This window comes from Kitasatospora nipponensis (assembly GCF_039528135.1).
Taxonomy (GTDB): Bacteria; Actinomycetota; Actinomycetes; order Streptomycetales; family Streptomycetaceae; genus Kitasatospora; species Kitasatospora nipponensis.
The window spans coordinates 1-15,175 of record NZ_BAAALF010000012.1 but is presented as its reverse complement, the minus strand read 5'-3'; the positions used below and the strand labels follow the sequence as shown (position 1 = coordinate 15,175).

The 15,175-nt window shown below is 74.8% G+C and carries 15 protein-coding genes and 1 pseudogene; 8 read left to right on the top strand and 8 right to left on the bottom strand.

From position 1 onward, the window contains the following. Positions 1 to 44: 44 nt before the first annotated feature. Positions 45 to 1,253: a TetR/AcrR family transcriptional regulator gene (locus ABD323_RS06045; protein ID WP_344440056.1), complete on the bottom strand. Its 1,209-nt coding sequence runs from the start codon at positions 1,251 to 1,253 to the stop codon at positions 45 to 47. Positions 1,254 to 1,553: 300 nt separating this feature from the next. Between ABD323_RS06045 and ABD323_RS06040 the strand changes: the two genes are divergently transcribed. Together ABD323_RS06040 and ABD323_RS06035 are read left to right on the top strand one after the other, a co-directional pair. Continuing rightward, positions 1,554 to 2,711, top strand: a complete 1,158-nt coding sequence (locus ABD323_RS06040; protein WP_344440053.1) for an acyl-CoA dehydrogenase family protein — start codon at positions 1,554 to 1,556, stop codon at positions 2,709 to 2,711. A 128-nt stretch (positions 2,712 to 2,839) separates the two neighbouring features. Beyond that, entirely contained in the window at positions 2,840 to 4,615 is a 1,776-nt protein-coding gene (locus tag ABD323_RS06035) for a class I adenylate-forming enzyme family protein (RefSeq protein ID WP_344440051.1), read from the top strand. Between the two features lie 36 nt (positions 4,616 to 4,651). On the opposite strand, the gene ABD323_RS06030 is transcribed toward ABD323_RS06035, so the two are convergent. Both ABD323_RS06030 and ABD323_RS06025 read right to left on the bottom strand, forming a co-directional pair. Then, positions 4,652 to 4,915, bottom strand: a complete 264-nt coding sequence (locus ABD323_RS06030) for a hypothetical protein (RefSeq protein ID WP_344440049.1) — start codon at positions 4,913 to 4,915, stop codon at positions 4,652 to 4,654. Positions 4,916 to 5,015: 100 nt separating this feature from the next. Next, positions 5,016 to 5,612 (bottom strand): TetR/AcrR family transcriptional regulator, encoded by a 597-nt coding sequence (locus tag ABD323_RS06025; protein WP_344440047.1) that lies wholly within the window; start codon positions 5,610 to 5,612, stop codon positions 5,016 to 5,018. Positions 5,613 to 5,709: 97 nt separating this feature from the next. Between ABD323_RS06025 and ABD323_RS06020 the strand changes: the two genes are divergently transcribed. The 5 genes from ABD323_RS06020 (at position 5,710) to ABD323_RS06000 (ending at position 10,247) form a co-directional block, all read left to right on the top strand. Beyond that, positions 5,710 to 7,335, top strand: a complete 1,626-nt coding sequence (locus ABD323_RS06020; protein WP_344440045.1) for an MFS transporter — start codon at positions 5,710 to 5,712, stop codon at positions 7,333 to 7,335. A gap of 151 nt (positions 7,336 to 7,486) precedes the next feature. Then, positions 7,487 to 7,846, top strand: a complete 360-nt coding sequence (locus ABD323_RS06015) for a YidH family protein (RefSeq protein ID WP_344440043.1) — start codon at positions 7,487 to 7,489, stop codon at positions 7,844 to 7,846. Continuing rightward, positions 7,843 to 8,226: a DUF202 domain-containing protein gene (locus ABD323_RS06010; protein WP_344440041.1), complete on the top strand. Its 384-nt coding sequence runs from the start codon at positions 7,843 to 7,845 to the stop codon at positions 8,224 to 8,226. The genes ABD323_RS06015 and ABD323_RS06010 overlap by 4 nt, the downstream gene beginning before the upstream one ends. 224 nt (positions 8,227 to 8,450) lie before the next feature. Further along, entirely contained in the window at positions 8,451 to 8,732 is a 282-nt protein-coding gene (gene tatA / locus ABD323_RS06005) for a Sec-independent protein translocase subunit TatA (protein ID WP_344440039.1), read from the top strand. Positions 8,733 to 8,888: 156 nt separating this feature from the next. After that, positions 8,889 to 10,247 (top strand): hypothetical protein, encoded by a 1,359-nt coding sequence (locus tag ABD323_RS06000; protein WP_344440037.1) that lies wholly within the window; start codon positions 8,889 to 8,891, stop codon positions 10,245 to 10,247. On the opposite strand, the gene ABD323_RS05995 is transcribed toward ABD323_RS06000, so the two are convergent. From ABD323_RS05995 to ABD323_RS05985, 3 genes are all read right to left on the bottom strand, one after another. After that, positions 10,211 to 10,972, bottom strand: coding sequence for a response regulator transcription factor (locus ABD323_RS05995; protein ID WP_344440035.1), 762 nt, complete (start codon positions 10,970 to 10,972; stop codon positions 10,211 to 10,213). The genes ABD323_RS06000 and ABD323_RS05995 overlap by 37 nt on opposite strands. A gap of 55 nt (positions 10,973 to 11,027) precedes the next feature. Then, positions 11,028 to 12,356: a sensor histidine kinase gene (locus tag ABD323_RS05990; RefSeq protein WP_344440033.1), complete on the bottom strand. Its 1,329-nt coding sequence runs from the start codon at positions 12,354 to 12,356 to the stop codon at positions 11,028 to 11,030. A 62-nt stretch (positions 12,357 to 12,418) separates the two neighbouring features. Further along, positions 12,419 to 12,550 (bottom strand): hypothetical protein, encoded by a 132-nt coding sequence (locus tag ABD323_RS05985; protein WP_344440031.1) that lies wholly within the window; start codon positions 12,548 to 12,550, stop codon positions 12,419 to 12,421. A 222-nt stretch (positions 12,551 to 12,772) separates the two neighbouring features. Here ABD323_RS05985 and ABD323_RS05980 point away from each other — a divergent pair, with 222 nt between their 5' ends. After that, positions 12,773 to 13,432 carry a double zinc ribbon domain-containing protein gene (locus tag ABD323_RS05980; RefSeq protein ID WP_344440029.1) on the top strand — a complete coding sequence of 220 codons (660 nt, stop codon included), beginning with the start codon at positions 12,773 to 12,775 and terminating at the stop codon, positions 13,430 to 13,432. A gap of 164 nt (positions 13,433 to 13,596) precedes the next feature. Here the strand turns inward: ABD323_RS05980 and ABD323_RS05975 are convergent, their stop codons facing one another. Then, entirely contained in the window at positions 13,597 to 14,634 is a 1,038-nt protein-coding gene (locus ABD323_RS05975) for an MmcQ/YjbR family DNA-binding protein (RefSeq protein WP_344440027.1), read from the bottom strand. Between the two features lie 132 nt (positions 14,635 to 14,766). Next, positions 14,767 to 15,175: pseudogene (locus ABD323_RS05970) on the bottom strand (hypothetical protein); the annotation flags it as partial.

Sequence of the window (15,175 nt, the reverse complement as noted above, 5' to 3'; positions counted from 1 at the left end):
GTCGCCACCGGTGGCGACCAACGGCGAGGCGGCGTGCGTGAGGCCTACGAAAGGCCCAGCACCGCGCGCGCCAACCGCTCCAGCCACGGTGCGCTCTGCCCGACCGCGGACCACGGGCTGCTCCGCACCCCGTCGTTGACCAGCGCGAACATCGCGTGCACCCGGATCCGGGCCTCGGCCCGGTCCCACTGCGGGTGCACCTGCTGCAGCAGGTGCACCCAGGTCCGCAGGAAGTCGCGCCGGAAGTCCAGCGCGGCCTTGCGGTCGGGCTCGGCCAGCCGCTCGGTCTCGCTCACCATCACCCCCAGGTAGTGGCGGTGGCAGCAGGCGAAGTCCAGGTAGGCGGCGAGGCCGGCCGCCAGCGCGCGTTCGGGCCGGTCCGCGCCGCAGAGCGCGCTCTGCACCTCGTGCCAGAGCCGCTCGCGACAGCGCACCAGCGCGGCGGCCAGCAGGTCGCTCTTGGCGGGGAAGTGCTTGTAGAGGCTCGGCCCCGCGATCCCGACGGCGGCGCCGAGTTCGTCCGTACTCACGTTGTCGAAGCCGCGCTCGTGGAAGAGCCGGACGGCTGCCGCCAGCAGTTCCTCGCGGCGTCCGGCCGGCTGGACGACCGGCACACCCCGCCCGGGGCCCAACCCGTCTGAGGGAACGTCCAGTTCGACCGAGAAGAGGGCCAACAGCAGGTCGGCCAGCAGCCGCTCGAAGCGTCGGCGCGGCGGCGCGAAGGTGTGGTACGAGAGGCTGGCCCCCACCGAGAAGGCCGCCCAGGCGATCAACTCGGCCTGCCGCGCTTCGAGTTCCGGCCTGGCGGCGCGCACCGCCCGGGCCGCCGAGCGGGCGTCGGCGCGCAACAGCCGCCGCAGCTCGGCCCGTTGGGCGGCGGGCAGCAGCCGGGCGTCGCGCTGCCAGAGGGTGCCCAGGGCCCGCTGGTCGACGGCCACGGTGGCGAGCGCCCGGGCCAGCTCACCCGGCCCGGTCGAGCCGGCGCCGGGCCGCTCCGCGGCCAGCGTCGCCGCGCGCACCGCCGCCGAGAGCTCCAGGACCCCGGACCGGACCGCCTGGCGCAGCAGTTCGGGCTTGCCCCGGAAGTGCCGGTACAGCGCCGGCGCGGTGATCCCGACCGCGGCCGCCACCTCGGCCATCGCCACCTGGTGGTAGCCGCGGCGGTGGAACTGCTCGGCGGCCACCGCCAGGATCTGACCGCGGCGCCCGCGCGGCCGGCGCGACCGCCCCGCGGCCACCGTCTCCCGCTCCATCCACACCCTCCCGCCACTGGCGGCCACCGTGCCCGACATGGCTACCCATGATTCACTTAAAGCGGCTTGAGGTCCACCGGTAACAGGCCCGTGTGACGGGCCGGGTCGGCGGCCGGCCGGACCGCGCCGGCTCTGGACAGCGAAGCTACCGAGGATTAACTTAGCCAGCGATCAACCTGGCACCTGAGAGCGCTGGGTTGTGGCCCCGGCCCGCCGGTCCCCCACACCGACGCCGCCGGGGCCTCACCGCAGCAGCGCGGGAGCTGGGCGGGACGACCACCGTGCGAAGGGAGCGCCGTCGTGCGCCGGACTGTGTACAACGAGGACCACGAGGCGTTCCGGAGCACGATCCGGGACTTCATCGCCAAGGAGGTCGTCCCGGTCTACGAGAGCTGGGAGGCCCAGGGGCACCCGCCGCGCGCGTTCTACAACAAGCTCGGCGAGCTGGGCGTCTTCGGGATCGAGGTCCCCGAGGAGTACGGCGGCGCGGGCGAGACCGGCTTCAAGTACCAGGCGATCGTCACCGAGGAGGTCGCCCGGGCGGGCGTCAGCCTCGGCTCCTCCGGCGTGCACACCGGCCTGGTGCTGCCCTACCTGCTGGAGTACGCCAACGAGGAGCAGAAGCAGCGCTGGCTGCCCGGCTTCATCTCCGGCGACCTCATGACCGCCATCGCGATGACCGAGCCGGGCGCCGGCTCCGACCTCGCGGGCATCACCACCACCGCCAAGCTCTCCGAGGACGGCACCCACTACGTCCTCAACGGCTCCAAGACCTTCATCACCGGCGGCGTGCTCGCCGACCTGGTGCTGGTGGTCGCCCGCACCGCGCCGTACGACCCGGCCAACCGCCGGGCCGGACTGTCGATCCTGTGCGTGGACACCACCTCCGAGGGTTACTCGGTGGGCCGCAAGCTGCAGAAGATCGGCCTGCGCACCTCCGACACCGCCGAACTCGCCTTCTCCGACGTCAAGGTGCCGGTCGAGGACCTGCTCGGCGAGGAGGGCCGGGCGTTCGGCTACCTGACCCACAACCTGGTCCAGGAGCGCCTGGCCATCGCGGTCGGCGGCTACGCGGCGGCGGCCGCGGCGGTCACCTTCGCACTGCAGTACGTCAAGGACCGCAAGGTCTTCGGCCAGGCCGTCGCCGAGTTCCAGAACACCAAGTTCACGCTGGCCGACTGCAAGTCGCAGGTCACCGCGATGCAGGCGGTGGTCGACCAGGCGCTGGAGCTCTACCAGAGCGGCGATCTCACGGTGGCCGACGCGGCCGAGGCCAAGCTCTTCTGCACCGAGACGGCCTCGGTCGTCATCGACAAGTGCCTCCAGCTGCACGGCGGTTACGGCTACATCCTGGAGTACCCGATCGCCCGCCTCTACACCGACAACCGGGTCTTCCGGATCTACGGCGGCACCAGCGAGGTCATGAAGACCATCATCGCCAAGTCGATGGGCCTGTAGCCGACCGGTCAGTCGCTGCCGCATCGCGGGGTCCGGGCCCGTCCGCTTCGACCGGACGGGCCCGGACCCCGCGGCGTGCCGCGCCGTATCCTCGTCGCCGTCCGCCCGCCGCCGTCACCGAGGACGCCATGACCACGCCCGGCCCCTCCAGCAGCTCGCTCGCCGTCGTCACCCGGGTGCAGGACGCGCTCGCGGCGCCCGGTGCGCCGTTCGCCGTCACCGAGACCCCGCGCGGGCCGCGTTACCTGGCCGGCCCCGCGGTGCTGCGCGACTTCCTGACGGCCACCCGCGCGCACGGCGAGCTCACCTTCCTGGTGCACGGCGAGAGCCGGCTCACCTTCGCCGAGCACTACGCGGCGGCCGTCGCACTGGCTCACCACTACGTGGACCACTACCGGCTGCGCCCCGGCGACCGGGTGGCGATCGCGATGCGCAACCTGCCGGCCTGGCAGGTCGCCTTCTGGGCCACACAGCTGGCCGGGCTGATCGCGGTCCCGCTCAACGCCTGGTGGACGGCCCGGGAACTCGGCCGGGCGCTGGACGACTGCACGCCCCGGCTGGTGGTGGCCGACCAGGAGCGGGCCGCGCGGATCGAGCCCTGGCTGGCCGGGCAGGCCGAGCGGCCCTGGCTGCTGACCGCCGGGGCCGATGCCGATGCCGAGCGGGGCGAGCGGGTCGAGCGGTTCGAGGAGCTGCCGCCACCCGTCGCGGGCCGGCCGGCGCCCGAGGTGGCGATCTCCCCCGAGGACGACGCCACCATCGTGTACACCTCCGGCACCACCGGACGCCCCAAGGGCGTGGTCGCCACCCAGTCGTCCTGGTGCGCCGCGACGATCGGCCCGCGCTTCTTCGCCGCGACCGCGGCACTGGCCGCCGGCCGCGAGCCGGGGCAGCCCTCGGCGCCGACCGTGCTGATGACCTACCCGTTCTTCCACGTGGCCGCCTTCACCGCGCTCTTCCCCCTGATGGCGGGCGGCGGCACCGCGGTCCTGATGGACCGCTGGGACCCGACCCAGGCGCTGGAGCTGATCGACCGGCACCAGGTGACCACCTTCAACGGGGTGCCGACCACCGCCCTCGCCCTGCTCGACGCCGCCGAAGCCGGCGACCCCGCCGATGCCACCGCCTTGGCCGCCGATGCCACTGCCTTGGCCGCGACCGACGCCGCACCACTCTCGCTGACGGTGATCAGCACCGGCGGGGCCGCCGCCCCGCCCGGCCTGGCCCGGCGCATCGCCCGCCGGTTCGGCGGCCGGGTCGAGCCCCGCAACGGCTACGGCCTCACCGAGACCTGCGGCGGCGTCACCGCCAACGTCGGCGCCCGCTACCTGGAGCACCCCGACAGCATCGGCCGCCGCTCCCCCGCGCTCGCGGTGCGGATCGCCGGCCCGGACGGCGCGCCGCGGCCCGAGGGCGAGGTGGGCGAGCTCTGGCTGCGCGGCCAGGCCGTCTTCCGCGGCTACTGGAACGATCCGGCGGCCACCGCCGCCGCCTTCGCCGGCCCGTGGTTCCGCACCGGCGACCTGGCCCGCGTCCGGGACGGCGAGGTCTACCTGGTCGACCGGCTCAAGGACCTGGTGATCCGCGGCGGCGAGAACGTGTACTGCGGGGAGGTGGAGGGCGTGCTGCTCGACCACCCGGCGGTCGCGGACGCGGCGGTGCTCGGCGTGCCGCACCCGCTGCTCGCCGAGGAGGTCGCCGCGGTGGTCCGGCTGCGCGGCGCCGCGCACGCGGACGCCGAGGAGCTGCGGCGCCACGTCGCGGCGCGGCTGGCGGCCTTCAAGGTGCCCGCCCACGTACTCCTGCACCCGCTCCCGCTGCCGCGCAACGCGACCGGCAAGCTCCTCAAGCACGAACTGCGCGCGCAGCTCGCGGCCGCGGCGGACGCACCCGCCCGGACCTGACCCGCCGCGGGGGCGCGCACCCGCGGCGGGCCGGGCTCAGTTGACCGACGCCGCGTTGCGCCAGGCGTCGACACCCGCCTGGGAGGCCGCCTTGGCCTGCTGCAGCGCACGAGCGGCGCGCTCGCCGGGCGGGGTGTCCAGCTGCCGGACCCAGCCGCGCCCGGCGGTGGCCAGCGCCACCCCGATCAGGACCGTGCCCGTCAGCCCCGCCACCGCGCCCAGACCGCCGAGGGCCAGGCCGGCCGCAAGCAGCTTCCGGTTGGGCTGGAATCCGTCGAAGATGCTCTGATTGGTCGTCATAGGCCCACCTTCGGCGAGCGGGCCGGGCCGCGCACCTCGGACGGGTCCGACCGGGCGGCCACCCCCGGGCGGCTCGGCCCCCCAGCCCTCCGGGGGCGGCTCAGCCCACCGACTCCTGCGGGCCGAGCACGCTGCCCGCGACCACCTGCAGCCCGCGGAAGAGGTCACGCCCGCTGGGCACCTGGTCCGGCGCGGCCAGCCACTGCACGGCGAGGCCGGCCAGCAGCGCCTGGTAGAAGATCCCGCGGGCGAGCTCGGTCTCGTCGTCCGGGACCTCGGTGCGGCCCTGGAAAAGCGCGGCGAGCCCCAGCCGGGCCATCCGCTGCGCGGCGCCCAGGGAGGCCTTCAACTCGGGGATGTGCTCGATCTGGGCCACCATCTCGAGCTGCGCGGTCCACAGGCCGCGGTGCTCGACGAAGGTCTCCAGCACCCGGTCCCAGCTGAGGACGAACCGCTCCTCCGGACCGACCTGCGCGTACGCCGGATCCGCCAGGGCCGCGCCCAGCGCGTCACCCCAGTCGCCGGTCGCCTCGATCAGCGCGGTGTTCATCAGCGCGTCCTTGGACCCGTAGTGATAGCCGATCGCGGCCAGGCTCACGCCCGATGCACTCGCGATGTCGCGCGCCGTGGTGCGGCCGTAGCCCTTCTCGTACAGGCAGCGCTTGGCCCCGGCCAGCAGGGCTTCTCGGTTTCCCATGGCCCCGATGCTACGCGAGATCGGTACGTACGTCTCGCACGGTCGAGTAAGACTTACGTCCTAGACAAGCGTCTCAAACGTGCGTACCGTCTTCCTCATGACCGCAACCCACGGCCTCGCCGGCCGCCGCACCTGGGCGGGACTCGCCGTCCTGCTGCTTCCGACTCTGGTCCTCTCCATGGACATGGGCGTGCTCTTCTTCGCCGTTCCGTTCATCAGCACCGACCTGAAGCCCAGCGGCACCCAGCAGCTGTGGATCATGGACATCTACTCGTTCCTGCTGGCCGGCCTGCTCATCCCGATGGGTGCGCTGGGCGACCGGATCGGCCGGCGCCGGCTGCTGCTGATCGGGGCCGGCGGGTTCGCGGTGGCCTCCGCGCTGGCCGCCTGGTCCGGCGGCGCCGCCGAGCTGATCGCGGCCCGGGCGCTGCTCGGCGTGGCCGGGGCCACCCTGATGCCCTCGACGCTGGCGCTGATCCGCACGATGTTCACCGACCCCAAGCAGCGCCAGGCCGCGATGGCCGCCTGGACCGGTGCGCTCACGGGCGGGGCCACCCTGGGCCCGGTGGTCGGCGGCCTGCTGCTGAACCACTTCTGGTGGGGCTCGGCGTTCCTGGTCTCCATCCCGGTGATGGCGCTGCTGGTGCTGGCCGGACCGTTCCTGCTCCCCGAGTACCGCAGCGAGCAGCACGGCCGCTTCGACCTGCCGGGCGCGGTGCTGTCGCTGGCCTCCGTCCTGCCGATCGTCTACGGCGTCAAGACCCTGGCCGTCGACGGCTGGAGCCCGGCCCCGGCCCTGGTGCTGGCCGCCGGCCTCGCCCTGGGCGCGCTCTTCCTGCGCCGCCAGCACACCGCGGCCCAGCCGCTGATCGACCTGGGCCTGTTCCGCATCCGCACCTTCTCCGGGGCCATCACCGTCAACACCGTGGCGATGTTCGCGATGATGGGCTTCACCCTCTTCACCTCGCAGTACCTGCAGCTGGTCAAGGGCATGAGCCCGCTCACCGCCTCGCTCTGGTCGCTGCTGCCGAGCGTGGGGGTCGGCGCTGCGGTGGGGGTCTCGGGGGCGCTGGCCGGCAAGGTCCGCCCGGCCCACCAGATGGTCGGCGGCTTCCTGGTCGGCGCGGTCGGCTTCGCGCTGATGACCCAGGTCGGGCCGCACTCGCCGCTGGCGCTGATCCTCGTCGCGGCGGGCGTGCTCGCCGCCGGAACCGTGGGCACCATGACCCTCACGGCCGAGATGGTCGTCTCCGCCGCCCCCGTCGAGCGGGCCGGCGCCGCCTCCGCCACCTCGGAGACGGCGAACGAGCTGGGCAGCTCGCTGGGCATCGCGATCCTCGGCGCGGCCGGCGCGGCGGTCGACCGCACCCGGCTCGAGGGCCGACTGCCGGCCGGTCTGCTGGACGGCGCGGCCCGGGCGGCGCACGACTCGCTGGGCGGCGCGCTCACCGCCGCCGCCGAGCTGCCCGGCCAGGGCGCGGCCCAGCTGCTCGCCACCACCCGCGACGCCTTCACCGACGGCATGCAGGTGGCCGCCGTGGTGGGCCTGGTCTGCCTGCTCGGCGCGGCCCTGCTGGCGCACCGCCTGATGCGCCACCTCCCGGTGGCGGCGCCGGCCACCGGACACGGCGAGCCGTCCACGGCCGCGCCCGCCGGCGAAACCGGGGCTCAGGCCGAAGCGCAGGCCGGGACTCAGGCCGACCCCGAGCGGCTCGCCGCCTGAACCGCCCCGCGGGCCGCAGCACCGGCCCGACGCCCCACCGACGCGATGGCCCGCCCGGCGACCCGCCGTGCGGGCCATCGCGCGCGCCGGTCCCCCCGCAGGCCTAGGGTCGACCGTGAGTGGCGACCCGCGCACCCGGAAGGCTGGTCCGATGCCGCAACCCGCCTGGCGCGACGAGGACGAGGATCCCGACTACCGCTTCTCGCTCGCCAACGAACGCACCTTCCTCGCCTGGATCCGGACCGCGCTGGCCCTGCTCGCCGGGGCCGTCGCCATCGACCAGCTGACCCCCGGGCTGGCCCCGCCCGCGATCCGGGCCGCGCTGGCCGTCCTGCTCGCGCTGGGCAGCGCGGGCCTGGGCGCCGCCGCCTACCAGCGCTGGGCCACCGTCGAACGGGCGATGCGGGCCGGCCGGCCGCTCCCCTACACCCACGTGCTGGTGGTCCTGACCGTCTGCGTGGCCGCCTCCGCGGTGCTGCTCTGCGTGCTGATCGTGGGGTACTCCCGATGACCGGGCCCGACGACCCGCCGCCCTCCGGGCAGCCGACGCGACCCGCCCCCGGGCTGCAGGCCGAGCGCACGCTGCTCGCCTGGAGCCGCACCGGCCTGCTGCTGGCCGTGAACGCGACCCTGGTGCTGCGCGCCGCCCTGCGCGATGGCCAGCCGGCGCTGGCGGCGGTCGGGGCGATGCTGGCCCTGGCCGCCTGCGGCCTGTTCGCGTTCGGCCTGCGCAGGCGGCGTCAACTCGAGCCCGCGCCTGACCCGAACGGCTCACCGAGCAACCCCCGCCCGGTCGGCGCCCGAGCGCTCCGCACGGTCGCCGCGACCGTGTTCGTGGTCGCGGCGGCCTGCGTCTGGGCGGTCCTGCCGGCCCACCGGCACGGTCCGTAGCCGCCGCCACCCCACAAGGTTGGCTGGTGGGACGACCGGCCATGCAAAGTGGTCCAGACCACATAAGGGCGAAGCCCGGCGATTCCCCGTGCGACACCGGGTCTTTGACCATCGTTTCCCGAGCGGTGTATACGTCCGCCCGGTCGGCCATGCATACTGGCGGTGTCGGGCGGTCCCGCCCGGCTCTGCAACGGCGAGTAAACCGAAGGGACCGGTGGTCAGGGATGTTCCGCAACGGTCTGGAGCCCTGGCACCTCCTGGTGGTGCTGGCTGTCATCATCCTGCTGTTCGGCTCGAAGAAGCTGCCGGAGATGGCTCGCGGGCTGGGCAAGTCCATGCGCATCCTGAAGGCCGAGACCAAGGCCATGCGCGAGGACGACGCGCCGGCCGCGGACGGTACGGCCAACTCCACCGCCGCCGAGCAGGACCGTCCCGCGGTCGCTCCGGTCACCCCGGCCACGGTCACCAAGGCCGACGAGGCCACGAAGACGAACACCACCGCCTGAGCGGTGGTACCCGCGAGCCCCTGACACGCCGTCCCACGACGGCGTGTCAGGGGCTTCCGCGTGCCCGGCGCCCGGCCGGGCGGAGCACTCCGAGTGGCCGTCCGTGACCACCTGCTATCTGCTGGTCCCGGGGGACCGACCACGGCGGAGGCACGGATGGGCAACGGCACGGCCGCCCCCGGCGGGCCCGAGCGACCCCGCGACCCCGGCGACTTCGCGGGCTCGCACGCCCCCGGCGCCACGCCGGCGCGTCCCGGGCGCCGGATGGCCTCGGCACTGGCCGCCGTCCTGATCGTGCTCGCCTGCCTGCTGGCGCCGCTGAGCGTGGTCGCGGTGTGGGCGAGGTCCCAGATCTCCGACACCGACCGCTACCTGGCCACGGTCGCGCCGCTCGCCGGGAACCCGGCCGTGCAGGCCGCCGTCGCCGACCGGGCCACCACGGCGATCACGAAGAAACTGCCCGGTTCGCTGCTGAACGACCTGGCACCCGACGAACAGTCCCTGCTGGGCGGGCTGCTCGGCCAGCTCGGCGGCGCGCTGAGCGACGAGCTGGCCGGGTTCGTGCGCGGGCAGGTGGAGCAGGTGATGCAGAGCGACGCCTTCGCGGCCGCCTGGACGGAGGTCAACCGTTCGGCCCACGACGCCTTCGAGAAGGCGCTGAACGGGGAGAAGAGCGGCGCGGTGCAGATCCAGGGGGACACCGTGACCCTGGACCTGGCACCGCTGATCGAGCTGGTGAAGAGCCGTCTGCTGGCGGACGGGCTCTCCATCGCCTCGTCGATCCCCACCGTGCACACCGACTACGTGCTGATCAGCTCGGCGAACGTGAGCCGGGTGCAGACGGCCTTCCGGCTGCTGCAACAGGGCGGGATCTGGCTGCCGGTCCTGACGCTGCTCCTGGCGGCGGCCGGCGTGCTGCTGGCCGTACGACGCCGGCGCGCGCTGGTCGCCACCGCGCTGGGGATCGCCGCCGCGGCGGCCGCGCTCAGCATCGCGCTGCTGATCTTCCGGACGATCTACCTCCACCGGCTGTCCAGCGACGTGGACCGGGCCGCCGCGGGCGCGATCTTCGACACGCTGGTGCGCTTCCTGCGCGGCGGGATCCGGGTGCTGATCGTGCTGGGCCTGCTGGTCGGCCTGGGGGCCTGGGTGACCGGGGACGGCCGGCGGGCGCGCGTCGTGCGCGGGCGCTGGCAGGCGGGGCTCGGCTCGGTCCGTCGCCGGTGGGGGCTGCGGCTCGGGGCGGTGGGGCGCTTCACCCACCGCTTCAAGGCGTGGCTCGGCTGGGGCGCGGTGGCCGTGACGGTCGCGGCCTTCCTGGTCTGGAACTATCCGACCGCCCTGGTGGTGCTCTGGCTGGCCCTGGGACTGCTGGCGGTGCTCGCGGCGGTGGAACTGCTGGACGACCCGGGGTGGCAGCCCCACGCGGACAGCGGCGGCGGGAGCGGCGGCAGCCGCGGAGGGCCGGGCGGCGCAGGTCAGCCGCCGTCGACCGGCACGATGCCGTTGCGGTAGGCGTAGCGCACCGCCTGGGCGCGGTCACGGGCGCCGGTCTTGGCGAAGACGCGGTTGATGTGGGTCTTGACCGTCGCCTGGCCGAGGTAGAGGCGCTCGGCGATCTCGGCGTTGGAGAGTCCCTCGGCGATCAGCAGCAGCACCTCGCGCTCCCGCTCGGTCAGACCGTCACCGGCCGGGGCCTCGGCCGCCGGTATCGGCACCACGGCGGCAGCGGCGGTGGCGGGGGCGGCGGCCGTGACAGGCGCGGAGGCAGCGGCGTTCGCGGGGGCGGGGGCGGGAACGCCGGGCAGCGGGCTGCCGGGGCCGCCGGCGATCGCGGCGACCAGGCGCTGCTGGACCACCGGGTCCATCCAGGTCTGACCCGCGTGCACGGCCCGGATGCCGTCCTCGATCGCCTCGGAGCCGGCGTCCTTCGTCAGGTACCCCTTGGCCCCCGCTCGCAGCGCCGGGAAGATCGAGGCGTCGTCGGCGTAGGTGGTCAGGACCAGCACCGGGGTGCCGGGCAGCTGCTCGCCGAGCGCGGTGGTGGCGGCGATGCCGTCCATCACGGGCATCGAGAGGTCCATCAGGACGACGTCCGGCCGGTGCTCGAGGGCCGCGGCCAGCGCCTCCGCGCCGTTGGCGGCCAGGGCGACCACCTCCATGCCGTCGTTCAGCCCGACCAGCAGGGACAGGCCGTCCCGGGTCACCCGCTGATCGTCGGCGATCACCACGCGAATCATGTCGTTCTCCCTGTCCGGGTCGTGGTCACTCCGACCGCCGTGCCCTGTCGCCCGCTCATGCCGGCACCTCCATCGCGACCTGCCAGCCGCCGCCCTGCGGCCCGGCGTGGGCAGTCCCGCCGACCCGCTCGATCCGCTCGCGCATCCCGCGCAGGCCGTTGCCACCGCCTGCGGAGGGACCGCTCGGCACGCTGCCGGCACTGTTGGCGACCGTGACCACCACCGACTGCGGGCGGTAGTCGAGGATCACGTCCGCCCGGGCCCCGCGGGCGTAGCGGGCCACGTTGGTGAGGGCCTCCTGGACACCGCGGTAGAGCGCGAAGCCGGCCTGCGGCTCGCAGGGACGCGGCGTGCCGTGGACGGCCAGGGCGACGGTCAGTTCGAGGTCCCGGCGGCTGCGCTCGACCAGCGGCGCCAGGTCGGCCAGGTCCGGCAGCCGGTCGCCGCGCAGCGCTCCGACGGCCTGCCGGGCCTCGTTGAGCCCCTCCCGGGTGAGTTCCACCGAGCGCTCGATGATCTGTTGGAGCAGCGGGGCCACCTGGTCGCGTTCGGCGAGCCGGCGGGCTCCCTCCAGCTGGATCGAGAGCGCGGAGAGGGACTGGGCCAGGACATCGTGCAGTTCGCGGGCGATCCGGGCCCGCTCGGCCCCGGCGGCGGCCCTGGTCTCGGCCTCCCGGGCGTCCTCCAGCTGGGCCAGCAGCAGTTCGGTGCGGTCCTGGCTCTCCCGGCTGCGGCGGATCAGCTCGGCGGTGACGGCCAGCACCACGCAGAGCAGCATCGAGGCGATGGCGGTCTCCAGCGGCCGACTGGCCGTCAGGGCCAGCAGGACGCCCAGCAGCACGGTGGTCGTGCCGCTGATCATCACGGCCCGCCGCAGGTCGAGCCAGAAGAAGCCCATCATGACCGCGGCGGAGACCGGTATGTCGGCCAGCGCACCGGTCGGCTCCAGCGCCGAGAGGGTGAGCCCGCTGGCCGAGATCAGCACGACCAGCGCGATCCGCCAGCCCAGCGTCCGCTCCGGCCAGCGGTCCACGGCGGCCAGGGCGAGCGGCACGGTGTAGCAGGCGAGGGCCAGCGACATCCCCAGGGCGACACCGGAGAGCCCGGGGCGGACCTCGCCGGTCCAGGCGCAGAGCAGGACCACCACCAGCAGCAGCCAGCTGATCGGCTGCAGTCGGCTGCCCTGGCGTTCGTACCGCTCCCGGGCCCGGAGCCGGGCCCGGGCGATCCGCTCGCTGTCGAGGCCGCCGGTCCCGACCGGGTACGGGTCCGACGGGGAGTCAGAGGCCCCGAGGCGCTGCGGTCCGATCGGCCGCAGGGGCGCGCCGGACGTCGACTCCGCCGCTGCCCCCAGGTCGTCCCCGCCACGCGCTGCACTCCCCATGACCCGCAGCATAGGGAGCGGGACGGCGCGGTGGCCAGCGACGGATCCCGCCGGGCGGCGGATCACCCGGCGCTCCGCGAGGCGGCGGCGACGGCCCGGCCGCAGACGGCGTCGCGCTGGTGGAGGTGACCCCGGACCCGGGTGACGGCGATCCGGGTGACCGGTGCGTTGACGAGGTACGTCGTGGTGTCCATGGCCCAAGGATCGCGCCGCACCCCCGGCCGGACATCGGCGCCAGGGTTGATCACCGGGTGGATCCGCCTCTCCACCCCAGGGTTTAAGCCATCGGCAGCTTCCCAGAGGACGGCTCCACGTGTCACCCTTCCCTCGCCCGAAGACAGCTGCCCAGAACCGCGCGGGCGCCACCGACGTCGTACGGCTGGGCAGCAGACAACAGCACGTGTGGGGGTTACCCGTTGAGCAGCGAGATCTACTTCACCAACAACTACAGAGACATGTGTGAGCAGTACGGGACCGGCGCCGGCTTCCAGTTCGAGTTCCACTGCTCGCGCTGCCACGACACCTGGCGCTCCCCGTTCGAGGCCTTCACCACCGGCCGGGCGGCCGGCTGGGTCAGCAAGGGCGTCGGCGCGGCCTGGAGCCTGCTGGGCGGCAACGGCAGCACCATCAGCAACGCGGCCGACGGCCTGGCCGGGGCGAGCTGGGGCAACGCGCGGGACACCGCCTTCCAGCGCGCGATCGGCAACGCCGAGGGCCACTTCAACCGCTGCGCGCGGTGCACCCAGCACGTCTGCGCGAAGTGCTGGAACGGCAGCAAGGGCCTCTGCCTGGGCTGCGCGCCCGACACCGCCGCCGAGGCCGAGGCGGCCCGCCAGCGCGGCCTGAACGACCAGGTCACCGACCGGGCCTACACCGCCGGGCAGCAGGCCGGTGCGGCGTACGACGTCAGCGCGCCGCGCCAGCTGGTCTGCCCGCAGTGCAGCACCGAGACGCACGGCTCGGCGTTCTGCCCCGGCTGCGGCTTCCGGCTGGCCGACCCGCCCGGTTGCCGCTCCTGCCAGACGGCGGTCCCCGCCGGCGCGGCGTTCTGCCCGGGGTGCGGGACCCGGCAGTAGCGACCGGACCCGGCAGCCGGCGAGCGGGGCGGCGGCGCGGCGCGGTCACACCGCGGCGCGCCGGGGGGAGCCGCGTCACGCGCCGGGCCACGTCCCGCGGCCCGCCCGGAGAGCGACTCCGGGCGGGCCGTGGCACGTCCGGGAGCGCCTGGACCGGCCGGGCGTCAGGAGAGCGGGACGGCCGCGGTGATCGTGACGTAGAGGTAGTCGTCCAGCACCTTGGCCAGTGCGACCGTCGGGCGTCCCACCTCGGCGGGCAGCCGCCGCTCGTCCAGTCCCGACTCGGTGACCACCGCGCGCGCCCAGGCCCGCCCGCAGCGCAGGTGACGGTCGAAGGCGGCGCCGTCCCGACCGCCGTGCAGCGCGGCCGCGATGGCCGCGTCCCAGGGCATCACGGCCGCCGGACGCAGCGCGTAGAGCGCCTTGGCGGCGGCCGTCGGTCCCAGGGTCCGGGCCCCGGAGGAGGGCAGTGCGGCCAACTCCGCGTACGCCGCCGCCAGCAGGGCGATCTGGGCGTCCGTCAGTTCGGACAGCGAGCAGGAGGGCAACGCTGCGGCGTGCCGCTGCCACCAGGCGGCGAGGCCGGTGCCGAGCACGTCCGGCTCGCCCTCGCGCGGATAACGCAGCCGGCAGCCCCAGGAGTTGAGCCAGCGATGCAGCTCCTGGCGGTGCTCGGGGCGGGACAGGTCCGGTGCCGAGGCGGTACCGGCGAGCCAGCGCTGCCACCCGGCGTCGACGGTGCCGTAGCTGTTGAACACCTCGGCCGCCGCACGCAGTTGGGCGAAGGTCGGCCCGGCCGGCAGCTCGTCGGCCGCTGCATCCGCCGCACCGGCATCCGTACCGGCGGCGCGCTCGGCAGCCTCGGCGGCGGCCTGCTCGGCGGCCAGCCGCTTGGGCACCACCATCCGCCAGGCGTCGACCACGATCTCGCGCAACTCGGCCTCGTCCACCGCGTCGAGCCGCAACTGAAGCCAGTTGAACCGCTCGTCGGCGGCCTGGGGCGGCAGGTAGGTCGCGGGCTCGGCGGCCAGCAGGGCCGCCCGCTCCTCGCGCGGGAAGGCGAAGCCCAGCACGGTCTCGTCCCGCGACAGGGCGAGGTAGACGATCCGGCCGACCCGGAACTTGACCCGGTCACGGATCAGGTGTTCCTCACTGCGCGGCAACGCGAGCGCCGCCTCCCGGACCTGCGCGACTGTGGCCACCCCGACCGTCCCGATCTGCCGTCCGGCCGCGGCTCTGCACCGGGCCTCCCGCGCGCCATGTTTCCACAGCCTGGGGACAACGCCGGCGGATCCGGCGCGCCACCGCGGGACCACCGCAGCGGCGTGCGGGCCTCAGTTCCCGTTGTCGCCGTTGTCCCCGCTGCCGTCGGCGGTCGCACCACCAGCGGCCAACGAGCCGATGATGGAAGCGAGTTGACGCTGCCAGGCGGCGGCGGTCGGAGCGTCCACGGCGTGCTTCTTGGACAGGTCGCGCACCTGCCGCTGCGCCGCCTTCAGCGCCTGGACGCTGTCCTGGGGACGGCCCGCGGCGAGCGTCGACAGGGCCACGTCCATCGTCTTGAGCAGCGGGCCCTGCCGGTCCTTCGGCAGTTGCTCCTGCGCCATGTCACCGCGCAGCGCGGCGATCGCGCCCGCCGGGTCCCCGGCGGGCGGCCGGGGGGGGGGCGGGGGCGGGGGGGGGGGCGGGGCCGGATTGGGCACGGCGGGGTCGGGCGTGGCGGGGTCGGGGGCAGCGGCATCG